This window comes from Flectobacillus roseus, from assembly GCF_030056595.1.
GTDB lineage: Bacteria > Bacteroidota > Bacteroidia > Cytophagales > Spirosomataceae > Flectobacillus > Flectobacillus roseus.
In genome coordinates, this window is sequence record NZ_JASHIF010000010.1 from 365,937 (window position 1) to 383,141 (window position 17,205).

General features: G+C 38.8%; 7 protein-coding genes. 6 read left to right on the forward strand and 1 reads right to left on the reverse strand.

What is annotated here, in order from left to right; all coding sequences use genetic code 11:
• Positions 1-6: 6 nt before the first annotated feature.
• The 6 genes from QM524_RS14020 to QM524_RS14045 are packed head-to-tail and all read left to right on the forward strand — an operon-like array spanning position 7 to position 11,391.
• A complete protein-coding gene (locus tag QM524_RS14020) occupies positions 7-3,612 on the forward strand; it encodes a SusC/RagA family TonB-linked outer membrane protein (RefSeq protein WP_283345064.1) in 3,606 nt (1,201 codons plus the stop codon).
• 11 nt (positions 3,613-3,623) lie between these two features.
• A complete protein-coding gene (locus tag QM524_RS14025) occupies positions 3,624-5,012 on the forward strand; it encodes a RagB/SusD family nutrient uptake outer membrane protein (protein ID WP_283345065.1) in 1,389 nt (462 codons plus the stop codon).
• A gap of 50 nt (positions 5,013-5,062) precedes the next feature.
• Entirely contained in the window at positions 5,063-6,262 is a 1,200-nt protein-coding gene (locus tag QM524_RS14030) for an aspartyl protease family protein (RefSeq protein WP_283345066.1), read from the forward strand.
• 15 nt (positions 6,263-6,277) lie between these two features.
• Positions 6,278-8,254 (forward strand): TlpA family protein disulfide reductase, encoded by a 1,977-nt coding sequence (locus QM524_RS14035; RefSeq protein ID WP_283345067.1) that lies wholly within the window; start codon positions 6,278-6,280, stop codon positions 8,252-8,254.
• A gap of 2 nt (positions 8,255-8,256) precedes the next feature.
• Complete coding sequence (locus tag QM524_RS14040) at positions 8,257-9,333, forward strand: alpha/beta hydrolase (RefSeq protein ID WP_283345068.1); 1,077 nt, start codon at positions 8,257-8,259, stop codon at positions 9,331-9,333.
• Positions 9,334-9,354: 21 nt separating this feature from the next.
• Complete coding sequence (locus tag QM524_RS14045; protein WP_283345069.1) at positions 9,355-11,391, forward strand: protein-disulfide reductase DsbD family protein; 2,037 nt, start codon at positions 9,355-9,357, stop codon at positions 11,389-11,391.
• A gap of 158 nt (positions 11,392-11,549) precedes the next feature.
• Here the strand turns inward: QM524_RS14045 and QM524_RS14050 are convergent, their stop codons facing one another.
• Positions 11,550-17,075, reverse strand: coding sequence for an alpha-2-macroglobulin family protein (locus QM524_RS14050; protein ID WP_283345070.1), 5,526 nt, complete (start codon positions 17,073-17,075; stop codon positions 11,550-11,552).
• Positions 17,076-17,205 lie beyond the last annotated feature (130 nt).

Below are 17,205 nucleotides of genomic sequence, written 5' to 3' on the forward strand. Positions count from 1 at the left end.
CATCGCATGAAACATTCGATTTCGAAAATACTGGGCACCAGCGCATTGTTGGTACTCCTGAACTTTGTTGCTTTTTGTCAACAAAAAACCATCCCATTGAAGGATGCTATTGCTCAAATAGAGAAAAAATTTAAGACCAAATTTGCTTATGAACATAATCTACTAAATGGCAAAACAGCTAAGACCTCAGCCCTCAATAACCCGTCTGTAGAAGAAATTTTAAAGGATATTTTGTATCCCAACAATCTACTTTTTCTGTATGTGAGTGGCAACTCATACAGTATTGTGGCGCGCGATGCTCGGTTTTTCAAAAATCCAGAAACACCTACCGAGCCACCAAGAACAAATGCGCCTACAACAACAGAAGCCCAAGAAACAAGGGATGATGAATTGATTTTGAGAGGCGTAATCACTGGCACTGAGGGTGTTTCATTACCGTGGGCAAATGTTTGGGTAAAAGGTACTCGTAAGGGTACCACTGCCAATGAGCGTGGTGAATACAACCTATCAGGTATGAAAGCGGGGGATAAATTGGTAGTTACTTATGTAGGATATAAAGAGAAAGAGGTTACCATTAGTGGGATTGGTACGCTGAATATTCAACTGGAAAGTGACGGTAGCAAAATGATTAACGAAGTGTCTGTAGTTAGCACAGGTTATCAATCTCTTCCAAAAGAAAGAGCAACTGGGGCGTTTAGTACAGTGAGTGCCAAAGATTTGGAAAAAGTACCTGTTCCTAATGTTATCCAAAGATTAGAAGGACTAGTGCCTGGTTTGGATGTTCAAAGTTACACGGGCGATAATTCATTCACCTATAATAATACCCGACTCGCCATTAATAGTAGTACACGTACGGTTGGAGCATCAGATTATAACTTGATCATTAGAGGGGTCACTACTAATTCTGGAGAGAAAATGCCATTGATTGTAGTAGATGGTTCAATTACAGATTTAGATTTGAAAACCTTCAATCCAAGAGATATCGACAACATTACAATCCTAAAAGATGCTGCTGCTGCCTCTATTTGGGGAGCTAGAGCTGCCAATGGTGTAATTGTAATAACCACCAAAAGGGGGTCAAATAATCAAGCTCCTAAAGTGAGCTTTTCTACAGACTTTATGGTTAGCGAACGCCCAAGATTAGACTATCTCAAGTTAATGACGGTTGATCAGACCATTGCTTATGAACAAGAAATTGTTAATAAAGGTCTATTGATAAACCCACTGACAACGTCGTTATTCCCACAAACAGTAGCGGGGGTTACCGACCTAACACTACAACTGAAAGCGGGCAAAATAACACAAACCGCCTATGATGCGGCAATCAGTACTTTAAGAACTAAAAGTAATGGGATGGAGCAGGTTTCAAAATATCTACTTACCCCTGCTACAAATCAACAGTACAATTTCTCGATTTCGGGAGGAGCCAGTGCTTCAAACTACTACTATGGACTATCCTACAGCAAAGAGCAACCGTCTACTGTAGGGAATAAAGGAGAGCGAATGACTTTGACCATGAATAATACTTTCAAGGTCTTTAATAAGATTACAGTGGCGACAAACCTCAAAGCATCACTGTTCAACTATAAGCAAGGTGCAGTAAGTTTGTCCTCATTATTTAGCCCGAGTTTAATAACATTTATGCCATATAATCAACTGATAGATGACAATGGCAATCGTGTAAGTTATTCAAGAAACTATTATAGTAGTTATTTGAGCGGTCTGGAGGCAAAAGGGTATTTGCCTTGGCGATATAATTACCTTGACGAACAAGATTTTGTGGATAATAGTGCAAATGACAACAATTATTTGGCTACAGTAAGTGTAACGGTACCCCTGTTAAAAGGATTATCGGCAATTGGCTTTTATAGTAATGAACGAACATTTTCATCGAGTAGAGTTTTTAATTCTCCTAATACTTTCTACACTCGAGATTTAATCAATATGTCAACTGTAGCGAATGCTTCGGGGCAATTAGTGAATGCAGTTCCAAGTGGAGGAGTATTACAGCAAACAAATACTCAGCTCAATAACTATAGTTTGAGAGGGCAGTTGGCCTATAACGAAAATTTTGGTGTTGACCATCAGATCAATGCAATCGCAGGAGCAGAGATGAGAGAAACGAACGTAGGACAAGGAGGTGCAACGCTCTATGGATATAATATTCAAACAGGTGTAGCTCAAAACGTCAATTATGCTTCAACCTATACTACTGCTATCGGAGGAATATCGTCGTTTGGCGGAGCCCCATCACAAGCAGATAAAACTAGAAGATATTTATCGTATTATTCAAATGCTTCTTATACATTCAAAAACAGATATGTGCTTTCAGGAAGTGTAAGATATGATGACTATAACAACTTTGGTCTTGACAGAGAATTTAGAGCAACGCCTCTTTGGTCATCTGGTTTGAAGTGGAATTTAGACCAAGAAGATTTCATCAAAAATATTTCATGGATTAACTCCCTTGGAGTAAGAGCAACTTATGGTGTAAATGGTAATATCGCAACTGATATTTATCCATTTACAAGTATGTATGTGAGTGGCTCGGATTTTACTACTACTAATCCTTATGGTGATATTCTTAACCCAGCGAACCCGACATTGCGTTGGGAGAATACTTATGTGACCAACTTCGGTATGGACTTTGGCCTATTCAACAGACGTCTTAATGGTAGTATTGATATCTACAATAAAGAAGGTCGTAATATCATTTATGAATTTCCTGTAAACCCTACCTATGGTGTCAGTACTTTGAAACGAAATACAACCTCTCTTTCTGGAAATGGGGTAGAGGTTTCTTTGAGAGGAGATGCTATCCGTAGTCAGGATTGGGGAATACAAGCTGGAGTGACCTTTTCCTATAACACCAATATGGTTACGGATACTCGTTTTGTACCTTCTTCCTCATATTTATCAAATCCAATTAGCCAAACGTGGATTAAAGGATATACAACCGATAAGGTAATGGTATATCAATTTGCAGGTTTGGATGCGAATGGTATGACCCAAATCTTTAATGAAAAAGGTGAAAAAGTAGCTGCAAGTCAGTCCATTACATCAATTGATGCCCTCAAATATGTAGGTCGATTAACAGCACCTTATTTTGGAGCATTCAATGCTACGTTGCGTTATAAGGCATTTTCTCTATATACGATTATTAATTATAGTTTTGGAAATGTCTTTATCAAGCCTTCGATTTCTGCCTATCCTGGAACTGCTAGAAATACGGGTTTGAAATATGATTTGAGCGCAGATATTGCAAAACGCTGGCAAAAAGCAGGCGATGAGCTCAATACAAACGTGCCCGGCATGGCGGGCGTTTATGCTTCATTAAGTCTTTTCCGTTATCAGTATTCTGATCTTAATGTATTGCCTGGTGATTATGTACGTTTGCGTGAAATCTCTTTGACTTATCAAATAGAACCTAAAATCTTAGGAAAACTTGGCATCAAGTCGGCATCGCTAGGGGTTGCAGCTCGCAACTTGGGTCTACTTTGGACTAAAAATAAGGAAGGTTTTGACCCTGTATTTGCTAGTCCATTATCGAGCACAACGTTGGGATTACCTCCAGCAAGATCATTTACAGCTTCACTAAACGTAAACTTCTAATAAATAAAGTCGTGAAAAAGATAGCAATACTTTTTAGCCTTGTGAACCTAGGGTTGTTTACAAGTGGGTGTGAAAGCTACGTGGATATCAAAACACAAGGAAGCTTAGTACCAAAAGACATCGCCAATTACCGTTATTTACTCAATTATACAGCAGGCTATGAAACTGGGGTTATCCTCGGTGATTTAGCAAGCGACGACATTGCCATTGTGGATGCATCTCAGCAAACAAGTTTGTTGAATCTTTCTTATAGTTATTACAAAAATACCTATACATGGCAAGATGATATTTTTCCGCTCAGTACAAGTTATGAAAATGATACAGACTGGAATACCATGTATGCTCGTATTTTCAGAACAAATACGATTATTAATGAATTACCAACTAGTAATGGTACCGAAGTAGAAAAATCAAGACTCATGGCGGAAGCATTGGTTCATCGTGCTGATGCCTACTTGACATTGATTAATCAGTATGCAAAACCTTACAATTCCACTACCGCTACTACTGACTTGGGAGTACCATTGTTGTTGACTCAAACATTTTCGCAAAGCCTGAATCGCGCGAGTGTCGAAACTGTTTATCAACAAATTATTACAGATTTGAAGCAGGCATTGCCTAATTTGCTTGCCTCGCAGTTATATAATACTTTACCTTCTAAACCGTCGGCTTATGGACTGTTGGCTCGTACTTATTTGTACATGAACAACTACAAAATGGCAGAGACGTATGCAGATAGTGCCTTAGCCATGAGGAGTACTCTCATTAATATGGCAACTATGACTACTACAAGTACTTTTCCGAAGCGTATTAGCGACCCAGAAATCTTATTGTCAAAAATCGCTGCTTTTGGAACGAGCGCTTACACACCAACAGCCATGCGCCTAAGCGATGATCTATTGACGCTCTTTGATGCCAATGACCAACGCTATAATCTATTTACTGTACCTGCTTCGCGCGTGTCATCTTCGTATACAGGACGTTATTTTTACCGTGAAATTATCACGGGTGAAAACCGAAATCTTGGTCCATCTGTACCCGAAATGATGCTCATCAAAGCAGAATCTTTGGCAAGAGCTGGACAGGCTGCTCAAGCGATGATATGGGTTAATAACCTTCGTAAAAATCGTATTTTGTCAACAGCCTATACGCCTTTGACCGCTACCTCGAATGATGATGCTTTGGTAAAAGTAATCAATGAGCGCCGTCGTGAGTTTTGTTTCCGTATGCTTCGTTGGTGGGATATGCGTCGTTTGAAAAGCGAGCCATTGTTCCAAAAAACAGTTACACGTACTTTCAATGGCGTAACTTACACTTTGGCCCCAGATAGCAAACGATATGTGTTGCCAATTGCACAATATCTTACCAAAATGAATCCAGAACTCGTTTCTAATCCTTAATAATGAATTAGTTAAAGTGCCTTATTTGGGCACTTTGACTCCCTAAAATTATGTTACGCAAACTTATTGGCATCCTTGGAATTTCAGCTTTTAGCCCTTTGTATGCTCAATCAATACCCAATAGAGTGGATGCCTTGATTACGGCCATTAATCAAAAGAATATTCCTCAATTGCTCACAATGGTAGACGATAGTTGTACCATTGCCAATTTACCCAAAGGGCAAAATGCCATTATCTTACCAGCTATTTTAGAAAAATACGTCGCTATTGCTAGTTATAAAATTGTGAGTCAAGAGACGAATGGGGCATTGACCAAAGTTCAACTTGATGTAAAATATCAGGATAACAGAGAAGGGCATCCTTATTTTGTTTTAGGAAAAGAAAAAGTAAGAGAACTCGGGATTATCAAATCAGCAAGGATACCCGAACCAGAAATGCCAATCTTAGCTGGCATTTTTCCTGAAAAGGTGGTGTTGCCTTTTAAAATGCGAAATGGATTGATTTTTCTAGAAGCAGAACTCAATGGACAAAAAGGCTATTTTCAGCTTGATAGCGGTTGCCCTGTAGTGATACTTAATCGTATGTATGCGCCCAAAACGCAAGGAAATCCTTTTACCTCTTTTTCTGGACTGAATGGTGCTATGAACGATGTACGCCTGACAGAGGTAAGTAACTTGAAAATAGGAGCAATCGAGATTACGAATAAGACATTGGTTTCGTCTCCCATGGAAATGACAGAGTTCCCTTTCTTGGGTTTGTTGGGATATGAATGGATGAAAGACTATGTCGTGACTTTTGATTACAAAAATCAACTACTGACTTTAGACAAAGCCCCCAAACTCACAAAAGCCTTGTTGAGTATCCCTTTTTCTCAAGAAAGACATATTCCGATTATACCACTTACCATTCAAGGCAAGACGTACAAACTTGGTATTGATTGCGGCGCGAATGCCAATGTGATATATCAGCCCTACAGCTCGGCAATTAGTCCGCTATTACAAAATGTTACGACCGAAAATGTTGAGGGAGCAGAAGGTAGCACTCAACAGAGTATTACTGGTTACTTACCGGAAGCAAAATTAGAATCCTTACTTTTTAAAGATATGTTTATGGCGTTGACCGAAAACAAAATTAATGTGGACGCTTCTCATCAACTGCCTATCCAAGGGTTGCTGGGAACGCCTTTTCTACAACTTTATAAGACCGTCATCAACTTTCCTGCAAAAACCATTGCTTTTTACAAAAATTAAAAACTATTGCTCTCCATGAAAAAGATGCTTTTGGGATTTATCCTACTATTTGCTCAAGTGTTGTTTGCTCAAGACCCTAATTCTAGAGTAAAATTTGAGCCACAGCGTGCAAAACCTGGTCAAGAGATTATTATCACCTATAATCCTGAAGGTTCGCCATTGGCAGGAAAAAAAGATATTAAGGCTGTTGTTTATACCTACGAAAATTATCTTTGGCAGGTAAATGACTTGGCTCTTAAAGAAGAAAAAGGTATTTGGAAAGCCAATTTCAAGCTTTCCAATACTTGTGGTATGTTAAGCATTAAGTTCACAAGTGGAGCATTAGAAGATACCAACAATGACCAAAGTTATACCCAAATGCTTGTAGATGATTCGGGTCGATTTGCACCTGGAGGTTATGCAGGCTGGGGGCTTATGCGTGCATCAAACTATGGTTATGGAGTAAAAAACTACTTGGAAAAACAGAATATTAGTGATTCTGCGGTGTACTTTTGGTTGAATCAAGAAATCAGTTTTCATCCAAAAGAAGCTAGCGAAGTACTTTCTGTACCTTTTTGCCAAGCATTGTTCAATATGCAAAGAGAGTCTTCTTTCCCAAGAATTAATCGTGTAGTGAGCTTTTTGAAGAAAAATCCTTCCGAGCCAAATATGATGAGACTCTTGTCGATTTATCAGCGTCCATTAAATAATAAAATCGCTTCTGACTCCTTAGAAAATGTGATTTTAAGTACTTATCCATCGGGTGATTTGGCACGATTGAAAGCCTATCAGCAGCTTAATTTTGAACGTGATTTTGGAAAGAAAGTCGAACTGAGCAAGTCATTTTTGAAGCAGTTTCCTTATCGTGAAGCAGACTATACATTCAATGAGAAACGAATGATAAATTATACCAATGTGTATTTGTTCTTGGCAATTCAGGCAATGATGCAAAAAGACTATGCTCGTTTGGAAGCCCTAAGTGCCGAGTTGCCAGCAATAAGTATTCCAACCATTTACTACAAGTGTATAGATATTGCACACAAGAGAAAGGACGTTGATGATGCTTCATTATTAGCTCCTGCCAAAGCGATGTTTATTCGTATGGAATCATTCAAAAATCAACGCCCAGTTGAATATTGGTACTTGTCTCCAGAGGAATGGACGGCAGAATATGAGAAACTTTACAGTCAAAATCTAGCACTTACGCAAATCGGTATTTTACGTAATACAGGCAACTTTGAGGAGGCTTTGGCTTTAGCGAACCGTGCTCAAAAGTTTTTCCAGTTCAAGTCAGCCCTTTTGAATAACGAGCAAGCTTTGTTACTTGACTATTTCAAGAAATATGACCTTTTACAAGATGTTTTGGTAAAAAGTATGCACGAGAATCAGAGTTCACCAGAAATGTTGGAATTATTGAAAAAAGACTATATCCGTGCAAGAGGTTCCGAAAATGGCTTTGATACCTATGTGTCGGGACTAAAAAATCCAGAATTAGCAACCAAAGAATTGGATGAGTTAAAATCAATTATGATTAATAAAGTCATGCCAGATTGGACCATGAAAGATGGTAACGGAAAGGTTGTAAAGTTTAAAGATTTAAGAGGAAAAACTATCTTAATGGATTTTTGGGCTACATGGTGTGTGCCTTGTAAAGCGTCTTTTCCGGGTATGAAACTGGCGGTCGAGAAATACAAAAATGATCCGAATGTGGTGTTTTTCTTTGTTGATACCGAAGAGCGTTCTCCTAATTACAAGCAGGAAATCATGCAATATATCAAAGACAATAACTATCCTTTTACTGTTCTTTTCGATAATAAGCTACCAAATGAAAAAGCAAATGACGAAGTGTTCAAACGTATATGTAAGGCATTTACGATTTCGGGTATTCCTCAAAAACTGATTATCGATAAAAATGGTAAGTTACGCTTTATCACCGTTGGATTTAAGGGAAGTGCTACAGGTTTGGCAGATGAAATTTCGGCCATGATTGAATTAACTAAAAAAGCAGAATAGTAATGAGAAGTGTTATTTGGGGAATACTCATAGTTTTTATAGCTAATTATAGCATTCAGGCAAAAGGAGTAAAAAGTGATAGTGTGACTTATACAAGAGGTAAAATCACCTACGGGGCGACGTTTTCTTTACCTGACAATTCAAAGAAAGTTCCTGCGGTGATTTTTATCTCGGGTACAGGTCCACAAGACCGTGATGGTACAATGGCTGGGTTTAAGTTTTTTGCTGAATTGGCTAGCTATCTCAACAGTCGAGGTATTGCAGTTTTACGCATAGACGACCGAGGCGTAGGCAAAACAACAGGAATTTATCAACAAGCAACAACCGAAGATTTTGCCCAAGATGTGGAAGCAGGTCTTGATTTTTTGAAAAAACAACCTCAAATAGATACACAAAAGATTGGTTTATTGGGTCATAGTGAAGGGGGAGCGGTGAGTTTTATTGTAGGCTCAAGACATAAGGATATTGCGTTTTTAGTTAGTATGGCAGGTTTAGCTACCAAAGGAATAGACGCATTGCGAAAGCAAAACGCCGCCTTGGTAGCTACTGCCAAAATTCCTGACCATGACAAAAAGCGCTATAACGAAATCAATGAATTAATGTTCCAGACGGTGTATGACAATGTGGAGAAAGATTCGCTAGGCTTGGCAAAGGCAATGCAAGAAACGTATGATACATGGAAAAAGAAAGATGATGAATATGTGAAATCTTTAGATATTAAATTTGACCATTTTCGTTTCCCCATTTACTCATATACCATGCAAGCCACTGGCGCTTGGTATCGATATCATATAACATTTGACCCTGCGAAATTTATTCCTAAAGTCAAAGCTCCCATTTTAGCTTTGAATGGCGATAAAGATTTGTTTGTTACTTGTCAAGATAACCTATCAAACATCGAAAAGTTGGCCAAAGAAGGGGGCAATAAGGATGTTACTACTGTTGTGGTTCCCGATGTCAATCATCTATTTTTAACTTGTCAAGAATGTACTCCTGCCGAATATAGTAAGCTCAAAAAGGCATTTCCACCTCAAGTTCTTACTACTGTCGGCGATTGGATTGTAAATCATACTAAATAAGATTTTAAATTATCCTTTTTCATGAAAAAGCTCTTTTTCGTGCTTTTCTGTAGCCTGTCTCTTTGGGGACAGGCACAGATATTTACTCCTGTTTCGTGGAAGTTTAGTACCAAAACTTTGGAAAAAGGAGAGGTTGAAGTGATTTTGACTGCACAAATAGATGCAGGATGGCATATCTATTCTCAACATGTAAAGTCGGGCGGACCTTTGCCTACAACCTTTTCTTTTAAGTCATCCAAAGAGTACGAACCTATTGGAAAGGTAGAAGAACGTACCAAGTTGATGGAAGGTTTTGAAAAAACTTTCAATATGAATATTAGCTGGTTTGAAAATCAGGCGGTTTTTGCCCAGAAATTCAAACTCAAAAAGTCTAAATCTGTCATCAAGGGTTCGTTGGAATATATGGTTTGTGATGATGAAAGATGTTTGCCGCCAGAGGAGGTAGATTTTAAAATTCCTGTTAAAGCGATAGGAGTGGAGGAGGAAATAGAGGAAGTAACACCACCTACCTCATTACAGGTAGAAGATACTACCTCAAAAAAAGTTGTCAAAGAGGATACCTTACCACAAAGTAAAAGTGATACAGTAGTAAAATCTGTCGAGGCAACAGTCACGGCACCACCTACCGAAACTAATGCTGATTCATTGTGGATGACTTTTATCGCTGGTTTGCTCGGAGGTTTGGCAGCAGTGTTTATGCCATGTATATTTCCTTTGCTTCCGATGACGGTAAGCTTTTTTACCAAAAAAGCAGAAAGTCGTTCGGCAGGAATTCGTGATTCCTTGGTATATGGATTGTCGATTGTGGTTATCTATGTAGCCTTGGGTCTAATCATCACTATTGTATTTGGAGCGGATGCCTTGAATAACCTTTCCTCGAATGGCGTTTTTAACTTTATCTTTTTCTTGATGTTAGTTGTTTTTGCGGCATCATTTTTAGGCGCATTCGAGCTAGTTTTACCAAGTAGCTGGGCGAATAAGTTAGACCAAAAAGTGGATAAAGGAGGTTACCTTGGTATATTCTTTATGGCGTCTACCTTATCGCTAGTGTCGTTTTCTTGCACGGGACCCATCATTGGAACATTGCTTGTACAGGCTGCAACAACGGGCGCTTTATTAGGTCCAGCCGTTGGAATGTTAGGCTTTGCCATTGCGTTGGCCTTGCCTTTTACACTTTTTGCGATGTTTCCGTCTTGGCTCAAGACTTTGCCAAAATCAGGAGGATGGTTAAATTCTGTAAAAGTAGTATTAGGGTTTTTGGAGCTGGCTTTATCCTTAAAATTTTTGTCAAATGTAGATTTAGCCTATCACTGGGAGTGGTTTGATCGAGAAATATTTTTAGTATTATGGATTATCCTTTTTGCTTTGTTGGGCTTTTATTTATTGGGTAAAATCCGTTTTGCGCATGATACACCACTCGAAACAATTGGCGTTCCTCGTTTCTTTTTAGCTGTAATCTCTTTGAGTTTCGCTCTATATATGTTGCCAGGACTTTGGGGTGCGCCTTTGAAAGCGATTTCAGCTTTTTTACCACCACAACAAACACAAGATTTTGATTTGTATTCACGCTCGATGGATCAGCCGAGTGTCTCCACAACAAATACACATAAATATGGAGAAATCTTTCATGCACCATTAGGCTTAGATGCGTTCTTTGATTATGATGAAGGAATGGCGTACGCCAAAAAAGTGGGAAAACCTGTATTGATTGATTTTACAGGTCATGCTTGTGTCAATTGTCGTAAAATGGAAGCCAGTGTGTGGCCTGACCCGTCTGTGTTGAATCAAATCAAAAATGATTATGTGTTGATTCAACTTTATGTGGATGACCGTACAGAACTACCTGCGGAAGAGCAAAAAGAGATAGAGGGAAAACAGATTAAAACATTAGGGAAAAAATGGAGTGTTCTGCAAACGACTCGTTTCAAAGCCAACTCTCAACCTTATTATGTACTAATAGACCCTCGCAATGAGCAGTTACTTCAAAACCCACAAGGGGCAAATTTTGATATTGCTGCTTTTGCTCAATATCTGAAAAGCGGCGTAGAGAAGTATTAATAAAGGAGGCGGTAAATTTACCAAGGCAATAGGAGTTTATTGAATATTTATGAAAAATGCGGTCGAAAAATAATTTTCGACCGCATTTTTCATATTAAAATTTATGATGTAATGATAACTAAAAAAGCATTCACCATTCACCATTCAGCATTCAAAAACTATTCTACTGTTACACTTCCTGCACCATGATAGCTGCGCAGTTCGGCGTTGTACATGGCATCTGCACTTACTGGTCCTTGAGTAAATTTCCCTTTAGAAACCGCTCTTACCAAATAGTAAAAACTCTTGTTTGTGCCGTTTGTGCTTGTAAAGAAATTGATACGATCGTCACGAATATCAAAATGCTCAGGTGAGGCTTGGTCTTTCAGCCACGTAAGTTCACGGTCGGCGTTGAGGCGTGGATTTTCTATTTCAAAACCTGCTGGAAGCATATCTGTAATAACAATATTGTCGGTAGGTACTTGACTCGACAACGTAACTTTTACCACAATCAATTGATTTTGTTTAAATCGATTCTGACCGATCACTTGTCCCGAACGAGTGTAATAGGTTCTTCGTACTTGTAAGAAATTATCTTCCTGAACAAACTGGCTATTGGCCGATAATCCCTCGCTAGATAAGAAATAATACAAAGCGCCCTTGCCTTTAGTACTTACACTGGTGGTTGGCGCTAAGTTTTTCATCAATAAATCGGCACCGCTAAAATTACCGACTTGTTTTCCTGTACGAACAGAAGCCGTAATTTGATTAGCCACTGCTTTACGAGCAATTTTACCCAATGCCAAGAAACTAAAGGCTTCTTCTTGGGTTGAAAGCCATTTTTGGGTTGCAATATTCTGTGATAATAATCTAGCTAAAACTGGAATTTGCAAGTTTTGAGGGTCTACATCTACTAAGGTATTTAAGGTTAGTGCCAGCTCACGAATTGGCGAGTTGAAGTTCCCACCACTTTGGCGCGAATCATTGTTCATCACAAATTGATTAGGCATGATACTAGCCTGACTTTTAGGATCACCGATTTGAGCAAAAGCTCCAGCTAACAAATAGCGCTCATCCAAACTTAAAAGCTGTTGGTTGGCTTTATAATAATTCATCACTGCTCGGTTGGGTTTACCCGACAGCGCCAATACATACAAACCATAGATATTTTCACGACTCGCAATGGTGCTTTGAGTACTTGAACCTGTAGCTGGGTCATACAACGATGCCGATTCAGTCTCTTTTTTATTCGCTCGGTTGTTAATGTATTCCAACAATCTGCCAAGAGTATTGATATTAATTTCGTAATCAGCTTTTTGAGCTTCTATCAAGAAATGACAAGCATATACCGAACCCCACCACGATTCTTTGTCTGAACCTGTCCAATAAGCCAAACCTCCATTAGGCAATTGCTGCGTCTCGATTTTGTGAATAGCCGCCATAATGTTGGTATTAGGATTTAGCTCATTTTCTCCTGATTTCATTTGAGGTTTTTTCCCTTTTTGAATCAATCCTACAAAATCTTTGAAATACAGTTGAGGGAATGCTTTGGACGTTACCTGTTCAATACAACCATAAGGATATCCCAGCAAATGCTCAAATTTATCGATAAACTGCACCATCGGGGATTTACTCAAAATCAGTTGAGAAGACACTGAACTTGGGATAAAGTTTTCCGTTCCAGAAGCAATCGATTTACTCTGATTTGCAGCTATAATACCCGAAGAGCTAGTTTTTAATAATGAAGTACTCGGACGAATACTGAGTTCGGTACTTTCGGTAAATTTCTCTTTCAAGCCATTGACACTAATGACTACTTTGCCCAAGCCAATCACTGGTGCGGCTTTTACACTAAAATATACTCTCGCTTCTTTTTCGGCAGGAACCACAACCTTTTGTTGACGTGTGGTCGTAATGGCTAATCCTCCAGAAGTGGCAATATTGGCTAATACCACGGCATTTTGTTTGGTGGTATTGGTAATATTTACAGGAACTTGAATTTCATCGTTTGGACTAGCAAATCTTGGAAGCGCTGTACTGATAACCAATGGGTCGGCCACTTTCATGTTTTTGGTTGCAGAACCAAAGGCTTCGTCTTTATAACCAATCGCCATAATTCGTAAATCTCCCGAAAATTGTGGGATATCAACTTTGATACTAGCTTCACCGCTTGAATTCGTCGTGATTTCGCCTGACCAAATGGCTACTAAATTGACACGTCCATTTGTCAGCGGGTTAACACGTTTTTCCAAATCATAACCATCACCTCCCATACTCGACGATTGACGAATGGCTATTTCTGGCAATAAGAAAGGATATAAATCATAGCTATTGACCTCCAAAGCTTGTTTTTGATAGAAATAAGCATGCGGGTCTGGTGTTTTGAAATTTTTCAATTGCAAAATACCTTCATCAACTACTGCAATAGTAACGGCGGTATTGGCTTTGGTTTTTACCTTAATCGTTTGTGAAGTTTTTGACCTGGACCTTTCTACCGCCGAAATTTCAATAGGCAAACGACTATCTTCTTCTTCGACCATGACAGGTGCATAACCATGCGCGACGGTAAGAGGCATATTCGAATCATCGAGTGGACGAATGAGCGTAGCCGACACGTATACATTAGGTAAATGTTCGTCATCTACTTTGAAACTCAACTCAGCTGATTTTTTGTCAGTATCCAAATAATGATATTCCAGTACCTTATTACGTTCGATGGTCACAAGTAGTTTTCCTGCAAATGGTGTTTTGAATAATACTTTTACCTTATCGCCAGTTTGGTATTTTTCTTTATCAAAAGTCATAGTAACCTGTCCTTCGGTATTGACTTCAAACGAAGAGTTTTCGGTACTACCCCAACTGTAAGCATAGAAAGTTTGTGCTGTCCAAGTTTTAGCACCATTACGATGTACTCGAATTTCGTATTCCCCCGAAATCGTTGGCACAAAGTTGATAGAAGCTTTCCCTTGACTAAAATCTACCATACGACCATATACAACCTTAGTCTGCTTTTTGGAAGTGTATTTCAGAGAATTATCTGAGTTCTTTTCAATAACGGTTTGGTAATCGAAACGAACAATCTCCACTTTTCCCTGCGTACTCACGCCCTGCGCATCTTTATTGAGCGCTACCAATGGAATTTGTACAGGCGAATTGGTACTGAGATAGGTATCATTTAACCCAATGCCATAAAATACATTTTGGGTAAAAATATCCGACTTTTTCAAGCGATTTACTGGGCGTCCTGTTTCATCAAAAACAGTTACGTATGTTTTTGCTTCTATGACACCCATATCGGCCATAGTTGCGGGCAATTGGAAATTTTCGGAAGCAATACCATTTTCATTGGTAACACCTTGGCGCATGATACCTTCAAATGCTGTATTGTCTTGCACATCAAAAACAAAGTTTTCAAATCCTTTGGGTTGAAAAACTTTACGCGACAACTTCATCTCCATTTCATAATTGCGATTGGAGGCAGGAGGGCCAAACAAATTGGTGGCTGTGGCATTGACCTGCAAAACTTCGCCAGTTCGGTAGAATGGCTTGTTGGTATTGACATCTACTTTGATGCGGTCGGGCATAAACTCCTCAATTGATACGTTTCTAGAGGCTAGAATAACATCATTACCATTGAGGACTTCTAATATATAAGTTCCCGTCACATTAGAACGCTCGGTAGGAATTGATAAGGCAACGGCTCCTTGGTCATTGGTTTCGAGGCGGAAACTTTTCCATTCTTTACCATTAGGCATAAGAATGCGTAGTTTGACAGGGATTTTACCAACCGATTTCCATTGATTAGTACGAATAATCGTATTGAGCTGAATGGTTTCGCCGGGGCGATAAATATCTCGGTCGCCATACATAAAGGCTTCGAAGCCCGAAACGTTACTACGTTTGCCTTCTACCTCAAATCGAGAAGTTTCGACCTGCGTATCTTCCAAAAACAAATAGTTGAAATCGTCATTTGTATGTGCCGTAAGCATCGCAACCTTAAACCCACTTTTTTTGAAATCTTTAAATACTGCAACGCCTTTGCTATCGGTAGTAAGTTTTTGAATTGTTTGGTTATTGGTAGAAATCAATGCTATTTCAACATTACTAATAGGCTCAGTTGTTTTGATAGAGTTGGCAAATACAAACAATTCATCATCGGCTTGTTTGGTAATTAATCCAATATCCGAAATACTCACCAATTTGGTGGCATTTTGATAATACTCATCTGTAGAGTTGACGCTTACCAAATAGATTCCTTTCAAATTATTCTGGTCAGGCAAGGATAAATTAAGAGCGTGAACACCTTTGGATTTGGGCAAGTTGGTAGTTTCTACCATTTTGTTGACCAAAATGTCCGAATACAAACCTGACTCGTCTTCATAGTAGACAAAAGACTTATTGTTTCCTCCATTCTCATTTTCGTAGTCATAATCTTGATAACGATTTTGACGTAGAAAATTCAGAATATTATTTTCATAAATCTTCGCAATTTTCACATTTACACGAGGAATGTTGACAATATTCAAGGCAATGTTTTTATGCCCTTTCGAACTCAAATAAGTTGCTTTTTTATTCACAAAAGCCAGAGAAGCAGGCATTTGTCCAAAATACACATCTTTGGTATAGCTATCGGACAAATTGATACCCAACACGCTCTTGAGTTGTGTTTTGAGTTCAAGTAAGTAGGTGTCAGATTCGTTAAAATCGCCAGAAATAACAAAGCCATTTTCGATTACCTCATATTTGGTATCTACTTTAGGATTATCGGCTTTTTTCGGAGCTTCTTTTACTTTTTGAATCGGATTCCCCAAAGAGTCATATTCTATTACGGATTCTTCAGTTTCTTCATTTTGTGAAGCAGAGCCATTGATAGATACTTGATAGGCATTAGCAATACTTTCTGGCGAAATAGCTTGGTTGAATAAGACTTTGATATAGCCTTTATTGTTACTAAATCCATTTTCAACCTCCTGAACCTCCAAACTACTAGGGTCTGACAGTTGAATATCGGATTCTAGTGCCTCTGAGGTGGCATAGCGAGAAGAAGGTAATGAAAGACCTTTTTCAATACTTACCTTGAGCGAACCGCCCTGCGATGCAATGTCATCTTGTATGCGTACAAGAACCAGCGAGGAGGCATCGGTTTGTACAATCTGAGTTTTTACTTCTTGTTCTTTTTCGCCTGTTATTTTCAATAATTTAGCAACTTCCTGTGGATTAACAGCATAGTTGAAATGTAATTTTAATATAGCCGTTCCCTGAGACGAGTTGTTTGACTTTGACCAGTAACTTTCCGTTTTTTCGAGTGCTAAATAAGGTGTATGAAACTTGAGGGTTTCGGTATCAAGGTCATATTTTTCGGAAGCTTTGTGCAAGACAAGCTTATTTACCTCGGCGGTATACTCTGTAGCTGGATCAAAACCTACGGCAGGGGAGAAAACCAATTCGTTGGGGGCTGTCCATTTAAATCGTCCTTCGACTTTAGGAGAAAACTCAATGTAGTCGGTAGAATACCAAGTATTCAGCTCTGAAACGGGGACAAGGTCTTTGTTGAAGGTGAAAACTAGATTTTGAGTTTGGTTAATTTCTTCTTCAAAGTTAGTACCACTAATTGTTACATCACCAAAATGAGAACAAGAACTAAGTATTAGCAAGAAAAAGAAAGACAATTGAACTAATAGATTGGAAGGACGAAATGCTTTCATTGTTAAAATAGACGATTGAAACAATCGAGAAATTTAGGGTTACTTGCGGGTTTATACAAGGTTAAAATCAGGCAGTTGTGAGCAAAAATGTCAAACTTTTGAATTAACGCAAGAAGTTCCTAAATCTTTG

What these genes read in the sequence shown, in the direction of transcription:
- QM524_RS14035 (WP_283345067.1), top strand. Translation starts at nt 6,278, where the DNA reads ATGAAAAAGATGCTTTTGGGATTTATCCTACTATTTGCTCAAGTGTTG.
- QM524_RS14045 (WP_283345069.1), top strand. Translation starts at nt 9,355, where the DNA reads ATGAAAAAGCTCTTTTTCGTGCTTTTCTGTAGCCTGTCTCTTTGGGGA.
- QM524_RS14020 (WP_283345064.1), top strand. Translation starts at nt 7, where the DNA reads ATGAAACATTCGATTTCGAAAATACTGGGCACCAGCGCATTGTTGGTA.
- QM524_RS14040 (WP_283345068.1), top strand. Translation starts at nt 8,257, where the DNA reads ATGAGAAGTGTTATTTGGGGAATACTCATAGTTTTTATAGCTAATTAT.
- QM524_RS14030 (WP_283345066.1), top strand. Translation starts at nt 5,063, where the DNA reads ATGTTACGCAAACTTATTGGCATCCTTGGAATTTCAGCTTTTAGCCCT.
- QM524_RS14050 (WP_283345070.1), bottom strand. Translation starts at nt 17,075, where the DNA reads ATGAAAGCATTTCGTCCTTCCAATCTATTAGTTCAATTGTCTTTCTTT.